This is a genomic window from Streptomyces sp. NBC_00080 (assembly GCF_045041255.1).
GTDB lineage: Bacteria > Actinomycetota > Actinomycetes > Streptomycetales > Streptomycetaceae > Streptomyces > Streptomyces coriariae.
Genome location: NZ_CP108235.1, coordinates 6,366,393 through 6,391,730 on the forward strand (window position 1 = coordinate 6,366,393; position 25,338 = coordinate 6,391,730).

A 25,338-nucleotide genomic window follows, 5' to 3' on the forward strand; every position below is an offset into this window, starting at 1 on the left:
AGCGGCCCCCGCCGGTCCCGCAGACGCCCCGGAGGCGCCCCTGGGACGCCTCCGGGACGGGACCGTCAGTCGACCTCGGCCAGTGCCTGCGCGAACTGTGCCTTGTACAGCCGTGCGTAGGCCCCGTCCGCCGCCAGCAGGTCGGTGTGCGCACCCTGCTCGACGATCGAGCCGTTCTCCATCACCAGGATCGTGTCGGCGTCCCGGATGGTCGACAGCCGGTGCGCGATGACGAACGACGTACGCCCGTGCGCCAGCTTCGCCATCGCCTTCTGGATCAGCACCTCGGTGCGGGTGTCGACGGAGCTGGTCGCCTCGTCGAGCACCAGGATCGTCGGGTCCGACAGGAACGCCCGCGCGATGGTGATCAGCTGCTTCTCACCGGCGGAGACCCCGCTGCCCTCGTCGTCGATGACCGTGTCGTAGCCGTCCGGAAGGGTGCGGACGAACCGGTCGGCGTGCGCGGCCCGCGCCGCCTCCTCGATCTCGCCGCGGGTGACCTCACCCGACGCCCCGTACGCGATGTTCTCCGCGATGGTGCCGCCGAACAGCCAGGTGTCCTGGAGCACCATGCCGATCCCGGCGCGCAGTTCGTCGCGGGACATCCTCGCTATGTCGACACCGTCGAGGGTGATGCGCCCGCCGGAGACGTCGTAGAACCGCATGAGCAGGTTCACCAGCGTCGTCTTGCCGGCCCCCGTCGGGCCGACGATGGCGACCGTGTGGCCGGGCTCCACCGTCAGCGACAGGTCCTCGATCAGCGGCTTCTCCGGGTCGTACCGGAAGGACACGCCCTCCAGCGCCACCCGCCCGCGCAGCTCCGCGGGCCGCTCGGCCGCCACCGGGTCCGCCTCCTGCTCCTCCGCGTCCAGGAGTTCGAAGACCCGCTCGGCCGAGGCGACGCCGGACTGCACCAGGTTCGCCATCGACGCGAGCTGCGTCAGCGGCATCGAGAACTGGCGCGAGTACTGGATGAACGCCTGCACATCACCGATGGACAGGGAACCCGACGCGACGCGCAGCCCGCCGACCACCGCGACCAGCACGTAGTTGATGTTCGACACGAACATCATCAGCGGCTGCATGACCCCGCTGTTGAACTGCGCCTTGAACCCGGCCTCGTACAGCGCGTCGTTCTGCTCGGCGAACTGCTGCGCCGACTCCTCCTGGCGGCCGAACACCTTCACCAGCGTGTGACCGGTGTACATCTCCTCGATGTGGGCGTTGAGCTTGCCGGTGGTGCGCCACTGCTGCACGAAGTGCGGCTGCGACCGCTTGCCCACGCGGGTGGCGACGACGAACGACAGTGGCACGGTCACCAGCGCGACCAGCGCCAGGATCCACGACACCCAGAACATCATCGCCAGCACGCCGATGACGGTCAGCAGCGAGTTGATCAGCTGGCCCATCGACTGCTGCAGCGTCTGCCCGATGTTGTCGATGTCGTTGGTGGCGCGGGACAGCACCTCGCCGCGCTGACGCTTGTCGAAGTACGACAGCGGCAGCCGGGACAGCTTCGTCTGCACGTCCTCGCGCATCCGGAACATGGTGCGGTTGACGGACCTGTTGACCAGCCGCGTCGCCACCGCCATCAGCAGACCGGCGACCAGGAACACCCCGAGCGCGAGCAGCAGGACCTCGCCGACCGAGCCGAAGTCGATGCCCTTGCCGGGGGTGAAGTCGGTACTCCTGAGCATGTCGGCGACGCTGCCCTCGCCGCGTTCCCGCATCGAGTCGAGGACCTGCTCCTTGCTCGCCCCGGCCGGCATCTGCCGTCCGACGATGCCCGCGAAGACCAGGTCGGTGGCCTTGCCGAGGATCTTCGGCCCGACCACGCTGAGTCCGACGCTCAGCGTCACGCAGGCCAGCATCGCGTAGAGGGTGAACCGCTCCGGCTTGAACTGGGCGAGCAGCCGCCTGCCGGACACCTTGAAGTCCAGCGAGTGGCTGTCGGGACCGGTGCCGGCCATCATGCGTCCCATGGGCCCGGCCATCAGGCAGCCTCCGCTTCCGTGAGCTGGGAGAGCACGATCTCCCGGTAGGTCTCGTTCGCCGCCATCAGCTCGCGGTGGCTACCCGTGCCGACGACGAGGCCCTCGTCGAGGACGATGATCCGGTCGGCGTCGCGGATGGTGGCCACCCGCTGGGCGACGATCACCACGGTCGCCTCGGCGGTCTCCCGCCCGAGCGCCGTCCGCAGTGCCGCGTCGGTGGCGTAGTCGAGCGCGGAGAAGGAGTCGTCGAAGAGGTAGATCTCCGGCCGCTGCACGAGGGTCCGGGCGATCGCGAGCCGCTGCCGCTGACCGCCGGAGACATTCGTCCCGCCCTGCGCGATGGGGGAGTCGAGCCCGTTCTCCAGACCCTCCACGAAGCCCTTGGCCTGGGCCACCTCCAGCGCGTGCCACAGCTCCTCGTCCGTCGCGTCCGGATTGCCGTAGCGCAGATTGGTCGCCACCGTGCCCGCGAACAGGTACGGCCTCTGCGGTACGAGTCCGACGGTCTTCGCCAGCAGCACCGGGTCGACCTCGGCGACGGCCACGCCGTCCACGAGCACCTCGCCCTCGGTGGCGTCGAACAGCCGGGGCACCAGCCCGAGCAGCGTGGACTTGCCGCTGCCGGTCGAGCCGATCACGGCCGTCGTCTCACCCGGGCGCGCCACGAGCTCGATGGACTTCAGGACGGGCTCCTCGGCGCCGGGGTAGCGGAATCCGGCCCCCCGGATCTCCAGGTGCCCGTGCCGGCGCAGCTCGGTGACGGGAGCCACCGGCGGCACCACGGACGACGAGGTGTCCAGCACCTCCTGGATGCGCTCGGCGCACACCTCCGCGCGCGGCACCATCATGAACATGAAGGTGGCCATCATCACGGACATGACGATCTGCATGAGGTAGGCGAGGAAGGCGGTCAGATCGCCGATCTGCATCCCACCGCTGTCGATCCGATGGGCACCGAACCACACCACGGCGATCGACGACAGGTTCACCGTGGTCATGACCACCGGGAACATCAGCGCGAGGAGGTTGCCGCTCTTCAGCGAGACGTCGGTGAGGTCGGCGTTGGCCTTGCGGAACCGCTGCTGTTCGAACTCGTCCCGGACGAAGGCGCGGATCACCCGGTTGCCGGTGATCTGCTCACGCAGCACCCGGTTCACGGTGTCCAGCTTCACCTGCATCGAGCGGAACAGCGGCCGCAGCCGGCGCACGATCAGCGTCACGCAGATGCCCAGCACCGGCACCACGGCGACGAGCACCGCGGACAGCGGCACGTCCAGGCCGAGCGCCAGCACCACCCCGCCCACGCACATGATGGGCGCCGACACCATCAGCGTGAACGTCATCAGGGCCAGCATCTGGATCTGCTGGACGTCGTTCGTCGTCCGGGTGATCAGCGAGGGGGCGCCGAACTGGCCGACCTCGCGGGCGGAGAAGGACTGCACCCGGTCGAAGACGGCCCCCCGCACGTCCCGGCCGAGCGCGGCAGCGGTTCTGGCGCCGTAGTACACGGCGCCGATGTTGCACACGACCTGCGCCAGCGAGATGGCGATCATCACGCCGCCGAAGGACAGGATGTATCCGGTGTCTCCCTCGACGACGCCGTTGTCGATGATGTGCGCGTTCAGTGTGGGCAGGTAGAGGGTGGCGCAGGTCTGGAGGAACTGGAGCCCCACGAGCAGGGCGATGGGTTTCTTGTAGGGCCTGAGATAGGTCCGTAGTAGTCGTATGAGCACGCTACGTCTCTCGGAGTCGGCGGGAAGGGGCATTGGTTGCCCCTGGCCCCTATCGTTGAACGCTCCACCGGCGTTACCTCAACTGATTAAGCTGAGAGCAGTGCTTTTACGGCCGTCTGTGTGAGCCGGATGCACACCTGTACACCCGATGCGCCTCACGCACCCCACGCACCCGATGCGCCCTGTACGCCGCGTGCGCCTCTGGCCGCGGAGCCCTCGCCCCTATCCGCGGAACGCTCCCGGATGCGTCTGCTCCCGCACCGACACGTACTGCTGCCGCACCGCCTGCCCGACGGCCAGCTCCTCGCCCGGGTCGAGGACCTGCGCGGCCGCCCCCTGCCAGGCCGGCGGGGTCCGCGGGTCGAGGGTGCCCTGCGACGCTCCGAGCGCCCACGCGGCCTGCCGGGCGGCACCGATCGCCGCGTAGTCCGCCGGCTGCGGCACGACGACCTGCGCGCCGAACAGGGCGGGTGCCGCCGCCTGCACGGCCGGCAGTTCGGCCGCCGCCCCGAGCAGGAAGATGCGCCGCACCTCCACACCCCGTCCGCGGAGCACGTCGAGCGCGTCCGCGAGCCCGCACAGCATGCCCTCGAAGGCGGCCCGCGCGAAGTGTTCCGGCTTCATCGACTCGCGGCGCAGGCCCGCCAGCGTCCCGGCCGTGTGCGGCAGGTTCGGCGTCCGCTCGCCCTCCAGGTAGGGCAGCATGACCAGCCCGTGCGACCCCGGCGTCGACTTCATCGCCAGGTCCGACAGCGCCTCCAGATCGGCCGCCCCGATCAGCTCGGCGGCCCCGCGCAGGGTCCGTACGGCGTTCAGGGTGGTGACGACCGGCAGGTGCATGCCCGTCGCGTCCGCGAGCGAGGTGATCATCCCGCTCTGGTCGACGAGGGCCTCGTGGTGCACGGCCATCACGGACCCGGAGGCACCGAGGGAGACGACCGCGTCCCCGTGTCCGATTCCGAGCCCCAGCGCCGCGGCCATGGTCTCGCCGGTCCCGGCCGAGATCAGCAGTCCCTCCGGCGTCGTGCCGGCCGCTTCGGACGGTCCGATCACCTCGGGAAGCATGGCTTGGTGACCGAGCGCCAGCTCGACGAGATCTGGCCGATAACCGCCGGTGGCGGCGGACCAGTACCCGGTCCCGGAGGCCCCGCCGCGATCGGTGGTCCTGCGTACGGGCCGCCCGAGGAGCTGCCACACCAGCCAGTCGTGGGCCTGGAGCAGTACGGCGGTCCGGGCGGCGGCGTCCGGTTCGTTCTTCGCCAGCCAGCGCAGCTTGGTCACCGGCTGGGCGGCCTGCGGGACGCATCCCACCGCCTGCGCCCATGCCTCACGCCCGCCGACCGCGTCGATCAGGTCGGCCGCCGCGACCTGCGCCCGCTTGTCCCCGCCGACCATCGCCGGCCGCACGGTGTTGCCCTGCGCGTCCAGCGGCACGACGGCGTTCTGCTGCGAGGAGACGCCGATGGCCTGCACCCCCTCGAGCAGCCCACCGCCCGCGGCCTCGCCCAGGGACAGCAGCCAGGCCTGCGGATCGACATCGGAGGGCCGCCCTCCCGCACTCTCGGCGCCTTCCATCGGATGCGGCGCATACCCCTGCCGGAGCACGGCTCCGGTGTCCGCGTCGCAGACGACGATACGAGTGAAATCGGGTGAACTGTCCAACCCGGCGACTATCCCCATGGCGAAAATTCTGCCGCACGCGCCGCTCGGGTGCGGCCGCGGAGACCGCGGGGGTGTCCCACTCCCGCCCGAAGCGGGGCGTTGTGGCTGGTCGAGCCCCCGCGGCGGAGCCGTATATGTCACATCCCCGCGGCCCCTGGGCGACCCTCCCGGCGCATCGAGGAGCCGCTAGGTGTTGCTGGTGCCCCAGTCGTCCCCACCCGCGCCGTTGCTGTTGCGGTCGCGCAGGGACCGCACCCGGCCCACCACCGATTCGGGCATCCGGTCGCCGACCTTGTCGCTGACCGCGTGGTACGCCTTGCCCGCGTACTGGCGGCCCTGGTGGGCGGCGGTCTCCGCGGTGTTGCGCACGGCGGGGTTCTGGGCGACCTGCCGCGCGGACTTCTTCAACTGCTCGTAGCGCTCGCGCCCGGCACGCGTGCCCAGTACGTAACCCGCAGCCAGCCCGACGACGAACGTGAGCTTGTAGCGCATGACGGCCATCCTCTCCTTGCGTAGTCCCTGGCACGACATGGGCGCCGGGGGAACCGATTGGCGGAGCACCCCCCTGCTTGCGCTAATGTATGTGTCGCAGCGAGCGAGCGCTTCCTGGCGAATACCCAGGCAGGTACGTTCGATGCAAACGAGGCATTCCCCTGTAGCTCAATTGGCAGAGCAGCCGGCTGTTAACCGGCAGGTTACTGGTTCGAGTCCAGTCGGGGGAGCTCGGTCCCCTGTAGCTCAATTGGCAGAGCAGCCGGCTGTTAACCGGCAGGTTACTGGTTCGAGTCCAGTCGGGGGAGCATCGTGAACGAGGACCCCGTGGGGGTCCTTTTTCATGTCGGCGGGAACCGTGCAGGCCAGGGGCGCTGTCCCCATGGTCGTGCAAGGTCCACCAGCCGAAGCGTGAGATCGTATGAGCGGCTATGCTGCGGCAGACGGCGCGCACACATGTACGCGACACGCCGCTATGGGGCGGTAGCTCAGCCGGTTAGAGCAGCGGACTCATAATCCGTCGGCCGTGGGTTCGAGTCCCACCCGCCCCACCTGTGCAGGTCTCTGACCTGCGGAAACGTTCATTTTTGGGTGTCGGGGCGTCAACTTCGCCTGAACGGACTGGATCCGCTGCTCGTGGGTTTGGGGTCCGGCGGTGCTCGGGGGAGTTCAAGCCCTCTGACCTGCGGCGGAGCAGGTGATCGAGATTGCCGCTCGCGGTCCGGGTGACTGTCCCGAGGGCCGATGGCAAGACCCAGGGGCCGTACAGGGGCCGGGAGGGCGCGACCAGGGTCAGGCCGAGGGTGTTTCCGGACCGATTCGTTGTCCCGTTTGTCGGTTTCGTGGCATGGGCTGTCGTCCCCGTGTGCAGAGTCGAGTGCTGGGTCGGCACCGAAGGCGGCGCGGATGCCGGCGTCTGGCACACAAGCAGGGGCCAGGGAAACTGCCCGAAGAGGAAACGGCCCCATGGACGGCGCACCGCGTTCATCAGGGCCCCGTTGACCGCGCCACCACAGTCCCCTTGAGCGACGACCGTCCCGATGCGCCGTCGAGCAGGCTCCGGACCGGGATGCCTCTCGCTCTCGTGAACACCGACCCGGCCTGATCCAACCGCCTTCCGAAGGCAGTGAACAACCGCTGCGGCACCAGACCGAGACGGCGACCGGCTCCGGCCCGGGTTCGCGTACCGCTTGGGCGACAAGCAGGATGCTGACCATCGCGCTGGCCGCGATCTGACCGTCACGCTGGAGGGTCGCCGACACTTGTGCGCAGGCGGGTCAGTGGCTGCGGGGTGCGTACATGAGGACGGCCATGCCGGTGAGGCAGATGAGGGCGCCGGTGATGTCGTAGCGGTCCGGGCGGTAGCCGTCGGCGACCATGCCCCAGGCTATGGAGCCGGCTACGAAAATGCCGCCGTAGGCGGCCAGTACGCGGCCGAAGTTGTCGTCGTTCTGCAAGGTGGCGACGAACCCGTACAGGCCGAGTGCGATGACACCAGCTCCGGCCCAGATCCAGCCTTTGTTCTCACGGACGCCCTGCCAGACCAGCCAGGCGCCACCGATTTCGAACAAGGCGGCAACGACGAACAGGGCAACGGAGCGCACAACGGTCATGGGAGGGACCTTACGCAGGTCACCGGCGCCCTCCGAGGCCGGTGCAGCTCTGCCGCCGTACTCGCACGGATCGCGCGGCCGAGGGGAGCAGGAGCAGCCGACTCAGGTCCGGCGTCGGCCCAGCCGCCATGTCCCAGCTGCCGCGCCGGCCAGGGCAAGAGCGAGGGCGGGCAGCCGACCGACGTTCGTGTCATCTCCATCAGGTCAGGAAAGCTCGGACGCTTTCAGGACCGCTCGCGTGGTCTCGTCGTCGATCCGGTGGCCGAGCTGTGCCAGGACGTCCGCGCCTTGGCGGAGCGTGCCGCGTTCGACGGAGCGGCGGACGCCGGTGTCGAGCTCGTGCCAGATCAGAGGGTTCGCGGCAAGGACGCGGGGGTCGAGTTCCAGGCGCCCGCCGTGGAGGTCGCACAGGACCAGGTGCGAGGAGACGCCGCTGTACTGCCGTACGGCCACCAGCGCGTCCGTATGCACCAGGTGTCTGCGCCAGGGTGTGCGTACCGCCAGCCGGCCGGCCCCCGCGGTCACCCGGTGTGGGAGCAGGACAGTGAAGACGATGACGGACATGGTCAGCCACAGCACGGCTCGCGGGAGCGTCAGCGTCTCAGCGTCCCAGTCCACGAGCAGGGAGAGCGCGCAGAACGCCAGTGCGCAGGTGGCCGCCAGGCGGGCGCTGCCACGCCAGTGGCGGTCGCCGGCCGCGGCCCACGGGTCCGTCCGAGTCATGTCGCCGACGCTAGGCGGCTGCGCGCGGCGGGGAGGCCGGCGCTGACGGGGTCCTTACGCCGACGGGCGAATCCTGACGGGGTTCTGACGCGGTGCCGATTCAGCCGGTGTGGACGCGGGGGCGGCGGGCCCGGTCCGGTTCGGCCTCGCGCAGGACCTCCCGGGTGACAGGGGCGACCTCGCCCTGGCCGAAGAGGAAGAAGCGCAGGAAGTTGGCGAAGGGGGTGCCCTCGGTCCACTCGAAGTAGATGTGGGGGATGCAATTGGTCTCGTCGCGGACGTGGAGGAGCAGCGCGGCAAGGGCGTTGGGGATGGAGGCGGACTCCAGGGTCAGGACGCGGTAGCGGTTGTGCAGGACCTCGCCGCGTACCGTCAGGCCCGCCTCGAACTCGGAGGGGTCCGTCACCGTCACCTCGACGAAGACGAAGTCCTCCCGCTCCGGCATGTCGTTGTCCTGCCGGATCTGTTCGATCTTGTCTCGGTACTCGGCCTTGTCGCGCTGGTCCGGCTCGTTGGCGATGAACCGTATCTTGCGGCTGGCCATGTCGCGGATGAATCGTTCCGCCATCGGGTCGAGCGTCATGCTGGTCACGCGCAGCTCGAAGGCGCGGGCCAGCCGGGACAGCAGCGAGACCAGGATGATGCCCGCGATGAAGCAGGCGCCGATCTTCACACCGTCGGGGCGCTCGATGACGTTCAGGACCGTCGTGTAGAGGAAGACCGCCGAAATGACCCCGAACGCGACGGTCCAGTTGCGCTGGCCGGCCTTGTGGGCGGCGATCGTCACCGCGATCGCCGCCGAGCTGATGAGAACCAGGACGCCGGTGGCGTAGGCGCCGCCCTGGGCGTCGACGTCGGCGTCGAAGATCCAGGTGACCAGGAAGCCGATGAGGGTGAAGACGATCACCATGGGGCGGACGGCGCGGGCCCAGTGCGGGGCCATGCCGTAGCGGGGGAGGTAGCGGGGCATCAGGTTGAGCAGCCCGGCCATCGCGGAGGCGCCGGCGAACCACAGAATGGCGATCGTCGACACGTCGTACACCGTGCCGAAGGCGTTGCCCAGGTACTCGTGGGCGAGATACGCGAGGGCGCGCCCGTTGGCCTGGCCGCCGGACTCGAACTCCTTCTCCGGGATGAGGAGGGTGGTGATGAAGCTGGTGGCGATCAGGAAGACGCTCATGATCAGAGCAGCGGTCGTCAGCAGTTTCTTGGTGTCGCGAATACGGCCCCGGGGGTGCTCCTCGGTGTCGCCGTCGTCGCCCTTCACGTGCGGCATGACCGCGACGCCGGTCTCGAAGCCGGACAGGCCGAGCGCCAGCTTGGGGAAGACCAGCAGTGCCACGCCGACCATGGCGAGGACGTTGCCGTGTTCGGCGGTCAGCGCGCTGGACCAGTCGGTGATCACGTGGCCTGCGGTCGCGACGTGCCACAGGCCGACGATGACGACCACGACGTTCAGCGCGAGGTAGACACCCACCAGGACGACGGCGACGCCGATCGCCTCCAGGAAGCCTTTGAGGAACACCGCACCGAGCAGGGCGACCAGGATCAGGGTGATCAGCAGTTGCTTGTCGTGCAGGGCGCTTTCCAGGTGCGGGTTCTCGACCAGGTGGGTCGAGGCGTCCGCCGCGGACAGGGTGATCGTGATCAGGAAGTCGGTGGCGGCGAACCCGAGCAGGGTCAGGACGAACAGCTTGCCCTTCCAGAAGGACAGCAGTCGTTCCAGCATCGCGATCGAGCCCTCGCCGTGCGGACTCTCCTCGGCGACGCGCCGGTAGACCGGCAGAGCGCCGGCCAGGGTGACGATGACGAGCACGATCGTCGCGACGGGGGAGAGCAGGCCGGCCGCGAGGGCGGCGATGCCTGGCTGGTAACCGAGGGTGGAGAAGTAGTCGACGCCGGTCAGGCACATCACCCGGTACCAGGGCTGGCCCTTGTGCGGCGGCTCCGGCTCGGCGTGCGGTCCCGTGTGGCCGCCGTGCTTGCCCATGTCGGACAGACCCTCCAGCATCCAGGAGCGCAGACGGCTGGGCGGAGGGTGCTCGGTGGTGGCCATCGGCGTGCTCCTGATGCGCGGATCGGCGTGTGGTCTTCGGCCATCACGCGGACGGCGGCACCAGCGTATGCAGAGAGTGACGTGCGGGCCCACGGATGAGACCGCCCGTGGGCGTCAAGCTTCCGTTAAGAGAGACGCTGTGAGCGTTGGTGGCACATCAAGACGGCGACGTCTCGGTTGCGGGGCGTGAACTGGGCCATATGGGTCGTGCGGGCCGCGGATCAGGCGCGGATACCCAGCGTCATCTCGTACGCCGTTCCACGGGCTCCCCGTACGAACGTGATGCGGACCTGGAGGGCGCTCGCGTCCGGACCGAGGGCGGGCCATGCCGTGGGTGATCCGTCGGTGTGGCTGCCGTCGGGGCTGGTGCCGCAGGCGCCGCCGTGTCGCGGGTGGCACCTACGCGCTGAGTCGATCACGTGCCACGGGGCCGCCGACCGCGTAGTGGACGTACTCGCGGTCCAGGCGGAAGCCCGCGGTCCAGGCCAGAAGGCGGCTTGCGCGGTCGTGGAGCGAGCAGTTCCAGCTGGGGATGTGGCCGCGCGCGGTGATGTCCGCGCACAGGGAGGCGACGCAGGCCAGGGCGAGGTGGTGGCGTCTGCGGCCGGGGACGGTGTACACCGCCACATCCTCGTGGCGGGCGCCGCGGAAGTAGGTGCAGGCGACGGCCAGAACGCGGCCGCTCCTGCCGACGGCCGCCCAGCCGTGCCCCGAGGCGGCGAGGCGCTGGGGCCCGCCCCAGCTGGCCGAGATCCACGAGGAGTCCGGGCCGAGGGCGTTCAGGGCATCGGTGTCCCCGGTCCTCAGGCGCCGTACGGTCACGCTCGTCGGGACGGTGGCGCGCTGGGGATCGGCCTGGAGCGTCCAGATCATGCGCTCCCCTGGTGTGAGCCTTTCGAAGGCCGCGCCGAGCGCGGGGAGGAAGCGGGCCGGAGCATCGATGAGGCTGTCGGCCATGGGCGCGAGCCCTTCGGGCGTGAGGGCTTCGGGGGTGCCGCGCAGGACGACGTGTCCGGCGCACGAGACGGCGACGGCGCGCGGCTGGTCGGCGTGGTCGGCCCACCAGCAGCCGATGCCGGTGCTCAGTACGTGCTCGCCGATGGCGGCCGTGCCCGGGGAGCCGGCGGGAAACCATCGGGTGAGCGGTGGCAGGTGACGTGGTGAGAGTTCGATCATCGATACCTCGAGGACAGAGTGCGGGAGTACGGGCGCCACGGCGGGCGAGGGGGCGCAATGTGCCGCTCCCTCTCGCCCGCCGTGTGGTGCTCACTGCTTGCGGTCGGCGGCCAGGGACGGGGCGCTCGGTCAGCCCTGCCCGGCCTTGCCGCCGTGGTTGGCCTTCTTCTTGCGGCGGGCCCTCTTCTTGCGGGCGCGCTTGGACATGGTCATCAACTCCGTTGAGTGGAAGCCGCGTTCAGGCAGCGTTGTGGCCGACCAGCAGGTCCGCCAGCTTGGTGAGGCGCTTGACCGTGCGGTCCTCGGTCGCGGCCGGAGCCGGCTCGGCCCGTGCGTCGCGCTCGTAGTACGCGCCGTTGACGATCTCGACCGCCGGGTCGCACAAGCGGACCACGTGCGCGGCGCCCTCGGCGGGCGAGACGCCCTCGTGGGCGTACAGCGGGAGCAGGGCTGTGTCGCAGACACCCGGGTGCACGGAGACCGCGCTGACGCGCGGGTCGGCCGCGAACACGGTCAGCGCCAGCTGGGACTGCGCGTAGGCGGCGAGCCTGGAGTAGCGGCGGGCGCGGTTGGGGTCGGACCACTGGATGGACGCCGTGCGGTGCAGCGCCGAGGACACGTTGACCACCCGGCCGCCCGGGTCGCTGGTCAGCGCGGGCTCCAGCAGGCAGGTGAGGAGGTAGTGGGCGAGGAAGTTGACCTGGAAGGCGATCTCGTTGCCGTCGGCCGTCACGGTGTGACGCTCGGGGGCGGCGATGCCCGCGTTGTTGACGAGCATGTGCAGGCGCGGGTGCTCGGTGACGACCTCGCGGGCGAGGGTCTCCACGTCGTCGAGGCGCGCGAAGTCGGCGCCGTACGTACACAATCGGGAGGCGTCGATGGCTGCCGTGGCGACCAGACGGTCGGCGGCGGCGCGGGCCTCCTCGGCGGTGCGGCCGTGCAGCAGCACGGTGGCGCCGCGTTCCGCGAGCTGCCGCGCGGTCTCCAGGCCGATTCCGGAAGTGGCGCCGGTGACGAGAACGGTACGGGACGAAAGGGCAGAGTCGGACATGGTCCATCCAGGGTTGGGGGCACGCGAACGAGACCCCGGCGAGGGGTGGCGGGCCTGCGGGTACGGAGACGGGGGCGGGGCGCCGGACGGGAGTCACGGCGCCCCGGGGGATGCGGAACGCGTCAGCGGGACACGGACGCGGGCATTTCCGCACAGCGCGGCGCACGACGGAGCGGCCGAGCGGGACTCGGCGGCCGGTCGAAGAGGAGCCAGACGCTGTTCACAGGTTCCATGGAAGCCGTTCAGCAGGCCCCGGGCAAGCCGTTCAGCCGTTCCCTGACACGCCTCTGACGTGCGCATACGGGCCCTTGACGGTCGAGTCGCGCGAGCGGTCAACCAAGGCCGGGCACCCCGGAGACCAGCAGGTCGATGAGCTTGATGCCGACGAAGGGGAGCACCAGCCCGCCCAGGCCGTACCGGAGCAGGTTGCGGCGCAGCAGGTCGTGTGCCGACGAGGGCGTGTACCGGACGCCGCGCAGCGCGAGCGGGATCAGCGCCACGATGATCAGCGCGTTGAAGATGATGGCCGAGGTGATGGCGGAGGTGGGACTGTGCAGGCTCATCACGTTCAGCGCGTCCAGGCCCGGGTACGTGCCCGCGAACATCGCCGGGATGATCGCGAAGTACTTGGCCACGTCGTTGGTGATGGAGAACGTGGTCAACGCGCCCCGGGTGATGAGGAGTTGCTTGCCGATCTCGACGATCTCGATGAGCTTGGTCGGGTTGGAGTCGAGGTCGACCATGTTGCCGGCCTCCTTGGCGGCCGATGTACCGGTGTTCATGGCCACGCCGACGTCGGCCTGGGCGAGAGCGGGTGCGTCGTTGGTGCCGTCGCCGGTCATCGCGACCAGCTTGCCGCCCTCCTGCTCACGTCTGATCAGGGCGAGTTTGTCCTCGGGGGTCGCCTCGGCCAGGTAGTCGTCCACGCCCGCCTCTTCGGCGATGGCTCGGGCGGTGAGCGGGTTGTCGCCCGTGATCATGACGGTGCGGATGCCCATGCGGCGCAGCTCGGCGAAACGTTCCCGGATGCCGTCCTTGACGACGTCCTTGAGGTGGATCAGGCCCAACACTCGCGGTCCGTGCCAGTCATGCACGGCGACCAGCAACGGCGTGCCTCCGGAGGCCGCCACCGAGTCCGCGAACAACCGTGCCTCGGGCGGGACATGGCCGCCGTACATCTGCACCCAGTCGACGACTTGCTGGGCGGCGCCCTTGCGGATGGCGCACACGGCTCCGTTGTCCCAGCGCAGGTCGACGCCGCTCATCCGGGTCTGTGCGCTGAACGCCACCCATCGTGCGTTCCCCAACTCGCCCTCGGCGGGCGCCCGTAGGCCGTGGAGCCGCTTGGCGAGGACGACGACGGAGCGGCCCTCCGGTGTCTCGTCGGCGAGGGAGGACAGCTGGGCGGCGTCGGCGAGCTGCCGTTCGTCGACGCCGGGCAGCGGGACGAAGGCGGCGGCCTCACGGTTGCCGAGGGTGATGGTTCCGGTCTTGTCCAGCAGCAGGGTGTGCACGTCACCGGCCGCCTCGACGGCGCGGCCGGACATCGCCAGCACGTTGCGCTGCACGAGGCGGTCCATGCCGGCGATGCCGATCGCGGACAGCAGCGCGCCGATCGTCGTCGGGATGAGGGTGACGAGGAGGGCGACGAGCACGGTCGTGGACTGGGCGGCGTCCGCATACGCGGCCATGGGCTGGACGGTGACCACGACCAGGACGAACACGATCGTGAGCGCGGCCAGCAGGATGTTCAGGGCGATCTCGTTCGGGGTCTTCTGCCGAGCGGCCCCCTCGACGAGGGCGATCATCCGGTCCAGGAAGGAGTGCCCGGGGCGGGCGCTGACCCGTACGACGATCCGGTCGGACAGGACCGTCGTGCCGCCCGTCACGCCGCTGCGGTCGCCGCCCGACTCGCGGATCACGGGCGCCGACTCCCCGGTGACCGCCGACTCGTCGACCGCCGCCACCCCGTCGATGACGTCGCCGTCGGCCGGGATCAGCTCGCCCGCCTCGACGAGTACGACGTCGAGCGGCTTCAGGGCGGTGGCGGCGACGGCCTCGGTCTCGGCGCTCCGCAGGTCGGTGCCGTAGCTCCAGTGGCGCAGCCGCAGCGCGACCGTGTCCGTACGCGCTCTGCGCAGAGACTCGGCCTGGGCTTTGCCCCGGCCCTCGGCCACGGCCTCCGCGAGGTTCGCGAAGATCACCGTCAGCCACAGCCAGGCGCTGATGACCCAGGTGAAGACGGCCGGATGGAGGACTGAGGAGAGGGTGGTGAGGACGGCTCCGACGGAGACGACGAACAGCACCGGGTTCTTGACGAGTGTGCGCGGGTGCAGTTTGCGCAGTGCCTCCGGGAAGGACTGCACGAGTTGCGCGGGTTCGAACAGTCCGCTCGGTGCGCGGCGCGTCGCTCCTCCTTCCGATCCGGACCGGGGAGCGCGCTGCGGGCGGGACGGCGGAGCCTGCTGGGGAGCGGCGGAGAACATGGGGACCTTCATGCCTCGGTGGAGGACCGGACGCACGCGCGCAGGGGCACACCGGCGACCGGTCGGGCTGACAGAGCGTGTGGTGGCCGCCGGGTCCTGCGGTGCCGGAGGCCCCGGCACCGCAGGACTGTGCTCGCACGCCGGCGGTGGCGGGGACGACGAGACGCCGTCGCGTGCTCGGAGAAACCTAGCCGGGCCGGACACCCGAACTACCCCTGTCGGCACGGAATTTGCGCCTCCCTGACGACCGTCCGGAGAGCGCCGTCAAGCTTCCGTCAAGGTCCCCTGAGAAAGCGTCAGGAGCGCATCAACGTGCGGCCTCCGTGGCCGAAACCGGTCGCAGACTGATGGGCACGGGGGACACGGGCGACCGTCCGTGACGTGATGTTGGAGGGCTCGTGGCGCTCACGGCCAGACCCATGCGCAGTCCTGAGGCGGAGGCCGGGACCGGCGTACAGGCACCTCACGAACCGGTCGCCCCGCCCGGAGAACGGCCCGGTCCGCGGCCCGGAGGGGGGTCGCGGCCGGGCGCTCCGGGCCCGCGCTTCCGTCGGCGGACCGTGGCCGCGCGGGCCGCTCTGCGCCGCCGCTTCTGGGCCACCGTGCCCGCGCGGCTGCGCTTCCTGCGCGCGGCCACGGTCTTGCTCGCCGCCGCCCTCGCCGTGCTGCTCCTGCTGGCGGGGCTCGCGGCCATGGGTACCTGGGGCGCCGTCGCGGGACGCGACGCACCCCGCACCACCAGCGCCGCCGACCTCAACCTCGCCCTCAACGACATGGACGCCCAGGCCGCCAACCTCCTGCTGTCCAACGGCGACGCGGGTGAGGGGCGGCTGAAGACCCCGTACGAGAAGGCCGTCGGCTTCTACGGCGACGCCCGCCGCGAGATCAGCCACGACCTGCGCACCCTCGCCGTCGCCGCGCAGGGCGACAGGGCCGACGAGCGGACGGTGGAATCCCTCACCGACGACTTCGCCGAGTACCAGGAGGCCATCGGCCGGGCCCTGGAGAACGACGGCCGCACCGGCGGCAAGACGTCCGCACTGGCCGACTACCGCACGGCCACGGACCTGCTTCAGCACCGACTTCTACCGGACGCACGGGAGTTGGTGTCCTCCAACGACCAGGCGTTCAACGCCCAGTACGCCCAGGCCCGTTCCACGCTCTCCGCCCAGCTCACGGCAGTCGTCGCGATCGGTGTGCTGCTGCTCGTCGCGCTCGGTGTCCTCCAGTGGTACCTGGCCCGCCGCTTCCGCCGGATCCTCAACCCCGCCCTGCTCGCCGCCACCGCCTTCGCCCTGCTCGCCGTCGTCCTCGGCACGCAACTGCTGTCCGCCTCCGCCGAGCACCTGCGCGGCGCCCGCCGCGACGCCTTCGACTCCGTCGTCGCCCTCTCCCGTGCCCGCGCCATCGCCTACGACGCCAACGCCGACGAGAGCCGCTACCTCCTCGACCCCCAGCGCCGCGACCGGTACGCCGACACGTTCCTCGCCAAATCCCAGGAGCTGTACGGCATCCAGGGCGCGACCCTCTCGTCGTACGACTCCGCGCTCGCCGTCACCTGGCAGGCGTACGAGTCCGACCACGACGACCTGCGCTTCACCGGCGAGTTCCGGCGCGAGCTCGACAACATCACCTTTCCCGGGGAGCGGGCAGCCGCCGAGCGGACGGTCGAGGCGTACGCCGTCTATCAGCGCGACGACCGGAAGATCAGGGCCCTGCTGGCGGCGGGTAAGGAGCGCGAGGCCGTGGAGTTCTGCATGGGCTGGGGGCCGAGCACGTCCAACGCCCACTTCGGGGCGTGGATGACCGAGCTGGACAAGGTGACCGACATCAACCGCCGGCACTTCACCGACTCCGTCGCCGCCGGACGCTCCACCGTGGGTGGTCTGCTCCCGTGGATCGTCGGGGCCCTCCTCGCGACGGTCGCCCTCACCGCCGTCGGGCTGCGGCCGCGGCTGGCCGAGTTCCGCTGAACCCGACACCCGCTCACGCGTCCGCCAGCCTGGCTTCCTCCAGGTCCAGCGAGCGTTGCAGCCGGCGCCGCGTGGTGTCGCTGATGCGGTGCTCGTCGTACAGGCGCTGGAGCTCGGCTTCCTCGACGGTGATCAGATCGCGGCGCAGCTGGCGGTAGGTGAGGTCGGCGGACTCGGCCGACGGGCCGGCGCCGTCGGTCTGCGCGAGGCGGTCGCGGGCGTCGTCCACCCTGGCCGTGAGACTGCGGCGGAGCCGGTCGAGGACGACCTCCGGAACGGCTTCGAGGTCCGCGATCTGCTCCAGGCGGCTCAGACCGGCGCTCGCGAGGCCGCACCGGGCCTCGGCCTCTTCGCGTTCCGTGTGGTCGGGCTCCAGAGCGATGCCGGAGCGGCGGACGACGGGTGCCAGGGTGAAGCCCTGGACGACGAGAGTGGTGACCACGACCGAGGTGGTGAGGACGAGGACCAGCGGGCGCTCCGTGAGCAGGGTGCCGGCCTCAGTGGTCACCGGGATCGACAGGGCCGCCGCCAGCGGGACGACCCCTCGGGTGCCGGCCCAGGTCAGGACCACCGGCACCCGCCAGTTCATCCGCTGGATGCCGCCCTTGCGCTGCACCACCGCCGACAGCGGCGCCAGCCACAGCATGCGCATGGCGATCAGAGTGGCGGCGACGGCGAGCGCATACAGCGGCCAGGCGCGGTCGCCGTCGGAGAGTGCGCTGACCTGCTCGGGCAGGGCCAGACCGATGAGGGAGAACACCACGCTCTCCAGCAGGAACACCACCGTGCCGTACACCGCGTGCAGTTGGAGTCTGATGCGGGCGTTGGTCAGCCGGTCGCCGCGGCCGCCGAGGATCACCCCGGCGACCACGACCGAGGTGACGCCCGACGCGTTCGCCGCCTCGGCCAGGACGTAGGCCGCGTACGGGGTGACCAGGGCGATCACCGTCTCCAGGACCGGGTCCTCGGTGCGCCGCCGGATCAGCGCCACCAAGCCCGCCACGGCCGCGCCGATGACCATGCCGCCGCCCGCCAGCAGCGCGAACTCGCCGGCCGCCGCTCCCCAGCCGCCCGCCGCCGACGCGACGGCGACACTCACCGCGACCCGGTAGAGGACCAGCGAGGTCGCGTCGTTGAACAGGCTCTCCGCCTGGACGAGCATCTGCACCTTCGGCGGCAGCGCGAGTCTTCGGCCGAGGGCTGTGACCGCGACCGGGTCGGTGCTGGCCAGGACCGACCCGAGCACGAAAGCCATCTGCCAGGACAATGGGGTCACCAGCGACGCCACCGCGCCGACCGCCGCCGCCGAGGCGAGCACCAGCCCTATGGACAGCACCCCGACCGGCTTCCACACCGCGCGCAGCTCGCGCCAGGACAGTTCCTCGGCGCTCGCGTACAGCAGAGGCGGCAGGACGACGAGGCCGATGATCTCGGGGCTGATCTCGATCCGTGGGGTGCCCGGCAGCAGGGCGACGGTGAGTCCGGCGACGACGAGGAGGGAAGGCGCCGGGATGCGCCACCGGCGCGCGAACGTCGCCACCAGCGTGGCGAGGACCACGAGAGCCAGGACCGTTCCTACGCTGCGCATGCCGTCCCCTTGGTCAAGAGAAGGAGGCCTTGTGGCTCCCTGCCGACCAGACTTCCCGGCACACCGCTCTCACCCTATCGGGCGCAGGCTCGTCAAGGCGGTGTCAACGTCCCGGAGAGCGCCGCCAAGGATGCGTCAAGAAGCGTGCCGAGAGACCTGCGGAGAGGCTTCGGTGGGAGGAAGTAAGCCTTTGCCCAGGGGAGTTGATCATCGGTATGAGCGCGGTACCGCCCGGGACGGGTGACGTGGTGCCCGGACGACTGAAGGTCTACCTCGGGGCGGCCCCGGGGGTGGGCAAGACCTACCGCATGCTCGACGAGGCCCGGCGCCGGGCCTCGCGCGGCGCCGACGTCGTCGTCGGGTTCGTGGAGTGCCACGGCCGTGCGCGCACCGAGTCGATGCTCGACGGACTGGAGGTCGTCGCACGTGCCCCCTGCGGCTACCGGGGAGGCCAGTTCGAGGAGATGGACCTCGCCGCGGTCCTCGCGCGCCGGCCGCAGGTCGCGATCGTGGACGAGTTCGCCCACAGCAACGTCCCGGGCGGCGGCCGCAACGCCAAACGCTGGCAGGACATCGAGGAACTCCTCGCCGCCGGGATCGACGTCATCAGCGCGCTGAACATCCAGCACCTGGAGTCCCTGAACGACGTCGTCGAGAAGATCACGCAGGTGCCGCAGCACGAGACGGTGCCCGACGAGGTCGTACGGCGCGCTCATCAGGTCGAGTTGGTCGACATCCCGCCCGAGGGGCTGCGGCGGCGGATGGCGCACGGCAACATCTACGCCCCCGAGAAGGTCGACGCCGCCCTCGCAGACTACTTCCGGCCCGGCAACCTGACCGCCCTGCGCCAGCTGGCCCTGCTCTGGGTCGCCGACCGCGTGGACGAGGCCCTCCAGTCGTACCGCTCCGAGCACGGCATCGGCGGGGTGTGGGAGACGCGGGAGCGGGTGGTCGTGGCGCTGACCGGCGGGCCCGAGGGCGACACCCTCATCCGGCGGGCCGCCCGCATCGCAGACCGGTCGGCGGGCGGCGATCTGCTCGCCGTGCACGTCACGCGCAGCGACGGTCTCGCCGCGGGCGCCTCCCACGCCTCCCTGGCCCGGCAGCGGCGGCTCATCGAGGACCTCGGCGGCAGCTACCACTCGGTGGTCGGCGACGACGTCGCGACCGCCCTGGTGGAGTTCGCCCGCGCCGAGAACGCCACCCAGCTCGTGCTGGGCACCAGCCGCCGCGGCCGGCTGGAACGCTTCGTCACCGGACGCGGCACCGGCGAGACGGTCGTCGAACTCTCCGGTGACATCGACGTCCACAAGGTCACGCACGAGCGCGCCGGCCGCGGCACTCTGCTGCCCTCGCGCAGGCGCACCCTGTCGACCGCACGCCGCATCGCGGGCCCGGTGACCGGCCTGCTGCTGCCGATCGCGCTCACCTTCCTGCTCGACCTGGACGTGGCCCGCGGCAGACTCAACCTCACCAGCGAGGCACTGCTGTTCCTGCTCGCCGTGGTGGGGGTCGCCTGCATAGGGGGCGTGGCGTCAGCGGTCATCGCGTCGGTGACGGCCTCTCTGCTCCTCAACTACTGCTTCATCCCACCCATCGGCCAGTTCACACTGGACGACCCCAACGCCCTGATCGCCCTGGCCGTCTTCGTCGTGGTGGCCGCCGTGGTGGCCGTTGTCGTCGACCGATCCCTGCGCCTGTCCCGGCGCTCGGCCCGCGCCACCGCCGAGGCCGAGACGATGTCCTCGCTGGCCGGCACCATCGTGCGCGGCGGCGCGACGATCCCGGCGCTGGTGGAACGTACCCGCGAGACCTTCGGCATGGACTCGGTGGAGCTGGCGGAGCCGGTGGACGAGCCGCCCGACACCGACCATGCCACGGTGGTCCCCGCGGGGCCCGGCGCGTTCCTGGTGCTGCGGGGCCGTACGCTCCCGTCCTCCGAGCGACGCGTCCTCGCCGCGTTCGCCGCGCACGTCGGCGCCGCCGTGGAGCGGGCCAAGCTCGCCGAGGCCGCCGCCGAGATCGAGCCGGTCCGGGCCGCCGACCGGATGCGTACGGCGCTGCTGCGGGCCGTCGGCCACGACCTGCGCACCCCGCTCGCCGCGGGCTGGGCCGCCGTCGCCTCCCTGCGCAGCAGCGATGTCGAGTTCTCGCCCGAGGACCGCGAGGAACTCCTCGCCACCGCCGACGAGTCCATGGCCAGGCTCAACCGCCTGGTGGAGAACCTCCTCGACCTCAGCCGCCTCCAGGCGGGCGCCCTCACCCTGAACCTGCGGTCCACGACCCTGGAGGAGGTCCTCCCGGCGGCACTGACCGACACCCCCGAGGTGGAGGTCGGCGACCTGGAGGAGATTCCGGCGGTGCTGGCCGACCCACCGCTGCTGGAGCGCGTGATCGCCAACCTCCTCGGCAACGCGGCCCGACACAGCCCGGCCGGGCGCAAGCTGCTGCTGACCGCCAGCGCCCACGCGGGCCGCGTCGAGGTACGGGTCGTCGACCGCGGCCCCGGGCTGCCGCCGGGCAGCCGCGACCGTCTCTTCGAGCCCTTCCAGCGCCTCGGCGACACCGACAACACCACCGGACTCGGCCTCGGACTGGCCCTCGCCCGGGGCCTGACCGAGGCGATGGACGGCACCCTCACCCCGGAGGACACTCCCGGCGGGGGTCTGACCATGGTGGTGTCCCTGCCCTTCGCCGAGCGGGTCGGGCACCCCAGTGGTACGCAGAGCGTGGCAGGGGGCGTGTGAGCTCCGAACGGCGCCCGAGGGCACGTCGGCCCTCGGCGCCTCGATGGATGCAGGGTCGGTGAATTCAGGACCGGTGACACAGGAGGTGAAGGCGTGATGACCGGCTATCCGCTCAGGGACAGACTCGCCCTGGTGGCGGGCCTCGTGGGGCCGTTTCTGGTGGCGCTCGTGCTCGTGCCGTTCCGTACGGACCTGTCGCACACGAACGCCGCGCTGATCCTCGTCGTGGTCGTCGTCGCGATCGCCGCGCTGGGCAGCCGCGCCGCCGGCGCCCTCGGGGCACTGTCGGCGGCGGCCTGGTTCGATTTCTTCCTCACCCGCCCGTACCAGACCTTCGACATCGACGCGTCCGAGGACATCGAGACGGCCGTTCTGCTGCTGGCCGTCGGTCTGATCGTGTCCCAGCTCGCGGCCCGCGCACGTCGGCTGGAGGTGATCACGGTGACGGAGGCTGCGTATCTGACCCGTGTCCACGACACGGCCGAGCTCGCCCAGTCCGCCAGGTCCGGCGACACGGTGGTCGACCACGTCCGGCGCGAACTCACCGAACTCCTCGGGCTGCGCGCCTGCCGTTTCGAGTACGGCACCCTGATGGGGCGGCCGCCCCGGCTGGAACAGGACGGAAGTGTGGCGGTGGGCCGCAGACGCCGAGACGTCGACATCGACGGCTGGCCCGAGGGCGAGATCGAACTGCGTACGTACGGCAACGGCCGCTACCTCGGCCGCTTCATGCTCACGCCCGGACCGGGTCCCGTGCCGCCGCTCCAGGCGCGCCTGGTCGCGGTGACCCTCGCCGACCAGACGGGAGCGGCTCTGGACACGGCGGGGCCGATGCGGGACGGCTGACACTGGAGCCGCGGGCCGCCGGAAACCCGGGCCGACGCCAGGAACGTCCACCGCACCGGCGGACTGCGTGACGCCCTCACTCCAGGCCGGAGACCTTGAAGACGGTCAGAGCGGTCTCGCGGTCGATCCGCTGCGAGATCCGGCGCAGAACGGTCTCCCCGCAGGTCAGCGATCCGCGGGCAGCGGACTCGTGCGCGTCCCGTTCCAGGTGGTGCCACAGGGCGGGATTGTTCACCAGGACCTGGGGGTCGATTTCCACCCGGTTGCCGAGCACGTCCCGCAGGCGGAGACGTTGGGAGACGCCGTCCAGGACGCGCACCGACACCAGCAGATCGGTGCGGACCCGCCGCCCCCGCAGGAGCCCGCGCGAGACCAGCCAGCCCTCACCCGCAGTGACCCGGGGCGGGAACAGGACCAGGAACAGCAGCCCGCCGAGACCGACCCACAGACCGCCGCGGACGACCGTGAGGCGGCCGGCCCCCCAGTCGATCAGCAGAAGCAGCGAGAGGATCGCGGCCGAGCACAGGATCGCGCTGCGCAGATCCCCGGCCCAGCGGCGGTCGTACGCCACTCCATCAGAGGCCTCCCCATCAGGGAGGACCACATCGTCTCGCGCGTCGTCGAGGTGTCCCATGAAGCCGACGGTAGAGGCCTTGGCGGCGCGGACCTCGTACCTTGACGCGACTCTGACGGACACTCCACCCCCTTCTTGACGCCTGGTCATGGCGAGGCTCGGCGACGACGTCCCGGGCGGTTTCGCTCGCCCGAAGTCGTGCGGGTCACACCGTCGTCAAGGCCGCGTCAAGGTCTGCGCCTCGAGCGCGAAGAAGGCGCAAGGAGGGCTCGAAACCGGCGAGGGAAGGGCAGAACCTGGATCCACCCGCGTATCGCCTCCCCGCGTGCGCGGGCCTTTTGCGTGAAGGAGCACGGATTCCATGTCTGTCCTGACCATCGAGTCGGCGGGCGCGTCCCCGGCCGACGAGGAGCCGCCGGATACCGGCGAACGCCACCGGCTGACGGCCGTCACCGGGCTCGCCGCCCTGTCCCTGGACGCGATGGCATCGGTGGCCTACGGCCCCGAGGCGATCGTCCTCGTCCTGGCCGCCGCCGGCGCGCACGGCCTGGGGTTCACCCTGCCGGTGACCCTGGCCATCGCCGCGCTGCTTGCGGTGCTGGTTGCCTCGTACCGGCAGGTGATCGCCGCCTTCCCGGACGGCGGCGGGTCCTACGCCGTGGCGAAGACGCACCTGGGGGCACGCACCAGCCTGGTCGCGGCGGCCTCGCTGGTCCTGGACTACGTGCTCAACGTCGCGGTGGCGGTCACGGCCGGCGTGGCCGCCCTGACCTCGGCTTTCCCGGAACTGTACGACGACCGGCTGTGGCTGTGCCTCGCCGTGCTGGTGCTGATCACGGCGGTGAACCTGCGCGGGATCGTGGAGTCGGCCAAGGCGTTCATCGTGCCGACCGCCGTCTTTGTCGGCTCCATCCTCGTGCTGATAGTGGTCGGCCTGTTCCGGTCCGCGCCCGTGAGTACCGCCGCCGCGGAGGGCCACGCCTCCGTGCTCGCGGACAACGCCACCACCGTCGGCGCCCTGCTTCTGCTGAAAGCTTTCGCCTCCGGGTGCGCGGCCCTGACCGGTGTGGAGGCCATCGCCAACGCCGTCCCGTCCTTCCGCGTCCCGCGCGCGAGGCGGGCCCAGCACGCGGAGGTCGCGCTGGGCGCGGTCCTCGGTGTGATGCTGATCGGCCTGTCGGTGCTGATCTCCCGCTTCCATCTCCAGCCGGTCGAGGGCGTCACGGTCCTCGCCCAACTCGCGGACGCCTCCCTCGGCCACAACTGGGCGTTCTACGTCATCCAGTTCGCGACGATGATCCTGCTGGCACTGTCGGCCAACACCTCCTTCGGCGGGCTCCCGGTGCTGCTGAAGCTGCTGGCCCGGGACAACTACCTGCCGCACGTCTTCGCCCTGAAGGCCGACCGGCAGGTGCACCGGCACGGCGTGCTCGCCCTGGCCATCGTGTCGGCGGGCCTGCTGGTGTTCTCCGGCGGTGACACGAATACCCTCGTGCCGCTCTTCGCGATCGGCGTCTTCGTCGGCTTCACCATCGCCCAGGTGGGCATGGTCCGGCACTGGCGCCTCGAAAGGAGTCCCGGTTGGCAGGGCAAGGCGCTGCTCAACGGCTTCGGCGCGGTCCTGACAGGCGTGGCGGCGGTCGTGGTCACGGTGTCCAAGTTCGAGGACGGTGCCTGGCTGATCGTGATCGCCCTGCCGCTGCTGGTCGCCGCCTTCACGGCCGTGCACCGCGCCTATACCCGCATCGGCGAGCGCCTCGGCCTGGGCCGCATCCCGGAGCCGCCGCACCGCGACCGCTCCGTGGTGATCGTCCCGGTCTCCAACCTGTCCCGGCTCACCTGTGAGGCGCTGAACGCCGCCGCCTCCCTCGGCGACGAGGTGCGCGCGGTCACCGTCTGCCATCCCGATCCCGAGGACCGCGCCCACGCCCATGCACTGGCGCGTGCCTGGGCGGAGTGGGACCCGGGAGTGCCGCTGATCCAGCTCACCTCCGCGCGCCGCACCCTGGGGCGCCCGGTCGCCGAGTACGTGGGCGAGACGGCCGCCGCCCAACCCGGTGCCCGCGTGACCGTGCTGATCGCCGAGGTCGAGCCGGAGCGGCTGTGGCAGCGGCTGCTTCAGAACCAGCGGGGCGCGGTTGTCGCGCACGCCGTACGCCGGGACACGGACGCGGTGATCTGCCGACTGCGGTTCCGGATCTCCTGATCTCACCGCCTCCGCGTTCCTCGGCACCTGACCGTTTCACGTCGGCCCGCCCCTGCCCGGGGCGGGCCGGCGTGCTGTTCAAGCGGACGGGTGGACTCGTTCCCGCAGCTGGAGGAGCCGGCCGTAAGAGTTCCGTCAAAGCCGGACCCGTTGCCGTAAGGGAGGTGTCAACGGCGACCGAATCCGGCCATGGAGGCGGTTTCCTCTAATCGTCCGTTCAATCCGAACCTCATCTAGGAGCTCGCGATGGCCGACCTGGCCTTCGTCGTCACCACGATCGCGGTGTTCGCGCTGGTGGCTCTCGTCGCCAAGGGGGTGACCAAGCTGTGACCGCCGAGAACATTGTCGGCCTCGTCGTGGCCGTCGCCCTGCTGGGCTATCTCGTCCTCGCCCTGATCTTCCCGGAGAGGTTCTGACC

At 70.8% G+C, this 25,338-nt stretch carries 17 protein-coding genes and 3 tRNA genes; 8 read left to right on the plus strand and 12 right to left on the minus strand.

What is annotated here, in order from left to right; genetic code table 11:
* Positions 1–65: 65 nt before the first annotated feature.
* From OHU34_RS28430 to OHU34_RS28445, 4 genes are all read right to left on the minus strand, one after another.
* Entirely contained in the window at positions 66–1,994 is a 1,929-nt protein-coding gene (locus tag OHU34_RS28430) for an ABC transporter ATP-binding protein (RefSeq protein WP_142264187.1), read from the minus strand.
* On the minus strand, positions 1,994–3,727 hold the full coding sequence (locus OHU34_RS28435) for an ABC transporter ATP-binding protein (protein WP_142264186.1): 1,734 nt from the start codon (positions 3,725–3,727) through the stop codon (positions 1,994–1,996). Before OHU34_RS28435 ends, OHU34_RS28430 begins: the two co-directional genes overlap by 1 nt.
* A 222-nt stretch (positions 3,728–3,949) precedes the next feature.
* Complete coding sequence (locus OHU34_RS28440; protein WP_028806369.1) at positions 3,950–5,407, minus strand: FGGY-family carbohydrate kinase; 1,458 nt, start codon at positions 5,405–5,407, stop codon at positions 3,950–3,952.
* Positions 5,408–5,575: 168 nt separating this feature from the next.
* Positions 5,576–5,881, minus strand: a complete 306-nt coding sequence (locus tag OHU34_RS28445) for a YtxH domain-containing protein (protein WP_142264185.1) — start codon at positions 5,879–5,881, stop codon at positions 5,576–5,578.
* A gap of 157 nt (positions 5,882–6,038) precedes the next feature.
* On the opposite strand from OHU34_RS28445, the gene OHU34_RS28450 reads away from it, so the two are divergent.
* From OHU34_RS28450 to OHU34_RS28460, 3 genes are all read left to right on the plus strand, one after another.
* A tRNA-Asn gene (locus tag OHU34_RS28450) sits at positions 6,039–6,111 on the plus strand.
* Between the two features lie 5 nt (positions 6,112–6,116).
* A tRNA-Asn gene (locus OHU34_RS28455) sits at positions 6,117–6,189 on the plus strand.
* A 169-nt stretch (positions 6,190–6,358) separates the two neighbouring features.
* Positions 6,359–6,432, plus strand: a tRNA-Ile gene (locus OHU34_RS28460).
* Between the two features lie 726 nt (positions 6,433–7,158).
* On the opposite strand, the gene OHU34_RS28465 is transcribed toward OHU34_RS28460, so the two are convergent.
* The 6 genes from OHU34_RS28465 to kdpB form a co-directional block, all read right to left on the minus strand.
* Entirely contained in the window at positions 7,159–7,494 is a 336-nt protein-coding gene (locus OHU34_RS28465) for a YnfA family protein (RefSeq protein WP_142264184.1), read from the minus strand.
* A 204-nt stretch (positions 7,495–7,698) separates the two neighbouring features.
* A complete protein-coding gene (locus OHU34_RS28470; RefSeq protein ID WP_142264183.1) occupies positions 7,699–8,217 on the minus strand; it encodes a hypothetical protein in 519 nt (172 codons plus the stop codon).
* Positions 8,218–8,317: 100 nt separating this feature from the next.
* The gene (locus tag OHU34_RS28475; RefSeq protein WP_230195804.1) at positions 8,318–10,273 is read right to left on the minus strand and encodes an APC family permease; all 1,956 of its coding nucleotides are present in this window, start codon (positions 10,271–10,273) and stop codon (positions 8,318–8,320) included.
* Positions 10,274–10,672: 399 nt separating this feature from the next.
* Complete coding sequence (locus tag OHU34_RS28480; protein ID WP_327182921.1) at positions 10,673–11,449, minus strand: GNAT family N-acetyltransferase; 777 nt, start codon at positions 11,447–11,449, stop codon at positions 10,673–10,675.
* 238 nt (positions 11,450–11,687) lie between these two features.
* A complete protein-coding gene (locus tag OHU34_RS28485) occupies positions 11,688–12,500 on the minus strand; it encodes an SDR family NAD(P)-dependent oxidoreductase (protein ID WP_327182920.1) in 813 nt (270 codons plus the stop codon).
* A gap of 332 nt (positions 12,501–12,832) precedes the next feature.
* A complete protein-coding gene (gene kdpB, locus OHU34_RS28490) occupies positions 12,833–14,986 on the minus strand; it encodes a potassium-transporting ATPase subunit KdpB (protein ID WP_327182919.1) in 2,154 nt (717 codons plus the stop codon).
* Positions 14,987–15,546: 560 nt separating this feature from the next.
* On the opposite strand from kdpB, the gene OHU34_RS28495 reads away from it, so the two are divergent.
* On the plus strand, positions 15,547–16,959 hold the full coding sequence (locus OHU34_RS28495) for a hypothetical protein (RefSeq protein ID WP_327182918.1): 1,413 nt from the start codon (positions 15,547–15,549) through the stop codon (positions 16,957–16,959).
* A gap of 13 nt (positions 16,960–16,972) precedes the next feature.
* Here the strand turns inward: OHU34_RS28495 and OHU34_RS28500 are convergent, their stop codons facing one another.
* Positions 16,973–18,547 carry a Na+/H+ antiporter gene (locus OHU34_RS28500; protein WP_327182917.1) on the minus strand — a complete coding sequence of 525 codons (1,575 nt, stop codon included), beginning with the start codon at positions 18,545–18,547 and terminating at the stop codon, positions 16,973–16,975.
* 215 nt (positions 18,548–18,762) lie between these two features.
* Here OHU34_RS28500 and OHU34_RS28505 point away from each other — a divergent pair, with 215 nt between their 5' ends.
* Entirely contained in the window at positions 18,763–21,294 is a 2,532-nt protein-coding gene (locus tag OHU34_RS28505; RefSeq protein ID WP_405768929.1) for an ATP-binding protein, read from the plus strand.
* Between the two features lie 96 nt (positions 21,295–21,390).
* On the plus strand, positions 21,391–22,140 hold the full coding sequence (locus OHU34_RS28510; protein ID WP_327182915.1) for a DUF4118 domain-containing protein: 750 nt from the start codon (positions 21,391–21,393) through the stop codon (positions 22,138–22,140).
* A 76-nt stretch (positions 22,141–22,216) separates the two neighbouring features.
* On the opposite strand, the gene OHU34_RS28515 is transcribed toward OHU34_RS28510, so the two are convergent.
* Complete coding sequence (locus OHU34_RS28515) at positions 22,217–22,774, minus strand: hypothetical protein (protein WP_327182914.1); 558 nt, start codon at positions 22,772–22,774, stop codon at positions 22,217–22,219.
* 301 nt (positions 22,775–23,075) lie between these two features.
* Between OHU34_RS28515 and OHU34_RS28520 the strand changes: the two genes are divergently transcribed.
* Positions 23,076–24,920: an APC family permease gene (locus tag OHU34_RS28520; protein ID WP_327182913.1), complete on the plus strand. Its 1,845-nt coding sequence runs from the start codon at positions 23,076–23,078 to the stop codon at positions 24,918–24,920.
* Positions 24,921–25,246: 326 nt separating this feature from the next.
* Entirely contained in the window at positions 25,247–25,336 is a 90-nt protein-coding gene (gene kdpF / locus OHU34_RS28525; protein WP_016434100.1) for a K(+)-transporting ATPase subunit F, read from the plus strand.
* The last annotated feature ends 2 nt before the right edge of the window (positions 25,337–25,338 follow it).

Bases quoted from the DNA above. Each gene is read 5' to 3' on its own strand.
- OHU34_RS28430 (WP_142264187.1), bottom strand. From the start codon at position 1,994: ATGGCCGGGCCCATGGGACGCATGATGGCCGGCACCGGTCCCGACAGC.
- OHU34_RS28440 (WP_028806369.1), bottom strand. From the start codon at position 5,407: ATGGGGATAGTCGCCGGGTTGGACAGTTCACCCGATTTCACTCGTATC.
- OHU34_RS28445 (WP_142264185.1), bottom strand. From the start codon at position 5,881: ATGCGCTACAAGCTCACGTTCGTCGTCGGGCTGGCTGCGGGTTACGTA.
- OHU34_RS28465 (WP_142264184.1), bottom strand. From the start codon at position 7,494: ATGACCGTTGTGCGCTCCGTTGCCCTGTTCGTCGTTGCCGCCTTGTTC.
- OHU34_RS28470 (WP_142264183.1), bottom strand. From the start codon at position 8,217: ATGACTCGGACGGACCCGTGGGCCGCGGCCGGCGACCGCCACTGGCGT.
- OHU34_RS28475 (WP_230195804.1), bottom strand. From the start codon at position 10,273: ATGGCCACCACCGAGCACCCTCCGCCCAGCCGTCTGCGCTCCTGGATG.
- OHU34_RS28480 (WP_327182921.1), bottom strand. From the start codon at position 11,449: ATGATCGAACTCTCACCACGTCACCTGCCACCGCTCACCCGATGGTTT.
- OHU34_RS28485 (WP_327182920.1), bottom strand. From the start codon at position 12,500: ATGTCCGACTCTGCCCTTTCGTCCCGTACCGTTCTCGTCACCGGCGCC.
- kdpB (WP_327182919.1), bottom strand. From the start codon at position 14,986: ATGTTCTCCGCCGCTCCCCAGCAGGCTCCGCCGTCCCGCCCGCAGCGC.
- OHU34_RS28500 (WP_327182917.1), bottom strand. From the start codon at position 18,547: ATGCGCAGCGTAGGAACGGTCCTGGCTCTCGTGGTCCTCGCCACGCTG.
- OHU34_RS28505 (WP_405768929.1), top strand. From the start codon at position 18,763: ATGAGCGCGGTACCGCCCGGGACGGGTGACGTGGTGCCCGGACGACTG.
- OHU34_RS28510 (WP_327182915.1), top strand. From the start codon at position 21,391: ATGACCGGCTATCCGCTCAGGGACAGACTCGCCCTGGTGGCGGGCCTC.
- OHU34_RS28515 (WP_327182914.1), bottom strand. From the start codon at position 22,774: ATGGGACACCTCGACGACGCGCGAGACGATGTGGTCCTCCCTGATGGG.
- OHU34_RS28520 (WP_327182913.1), top strand. From the start codon at position 23,076: ATGTCTGTCCTGACCATCGAGTCGGCGGGCGCGTCCCCGGCCGACGAG.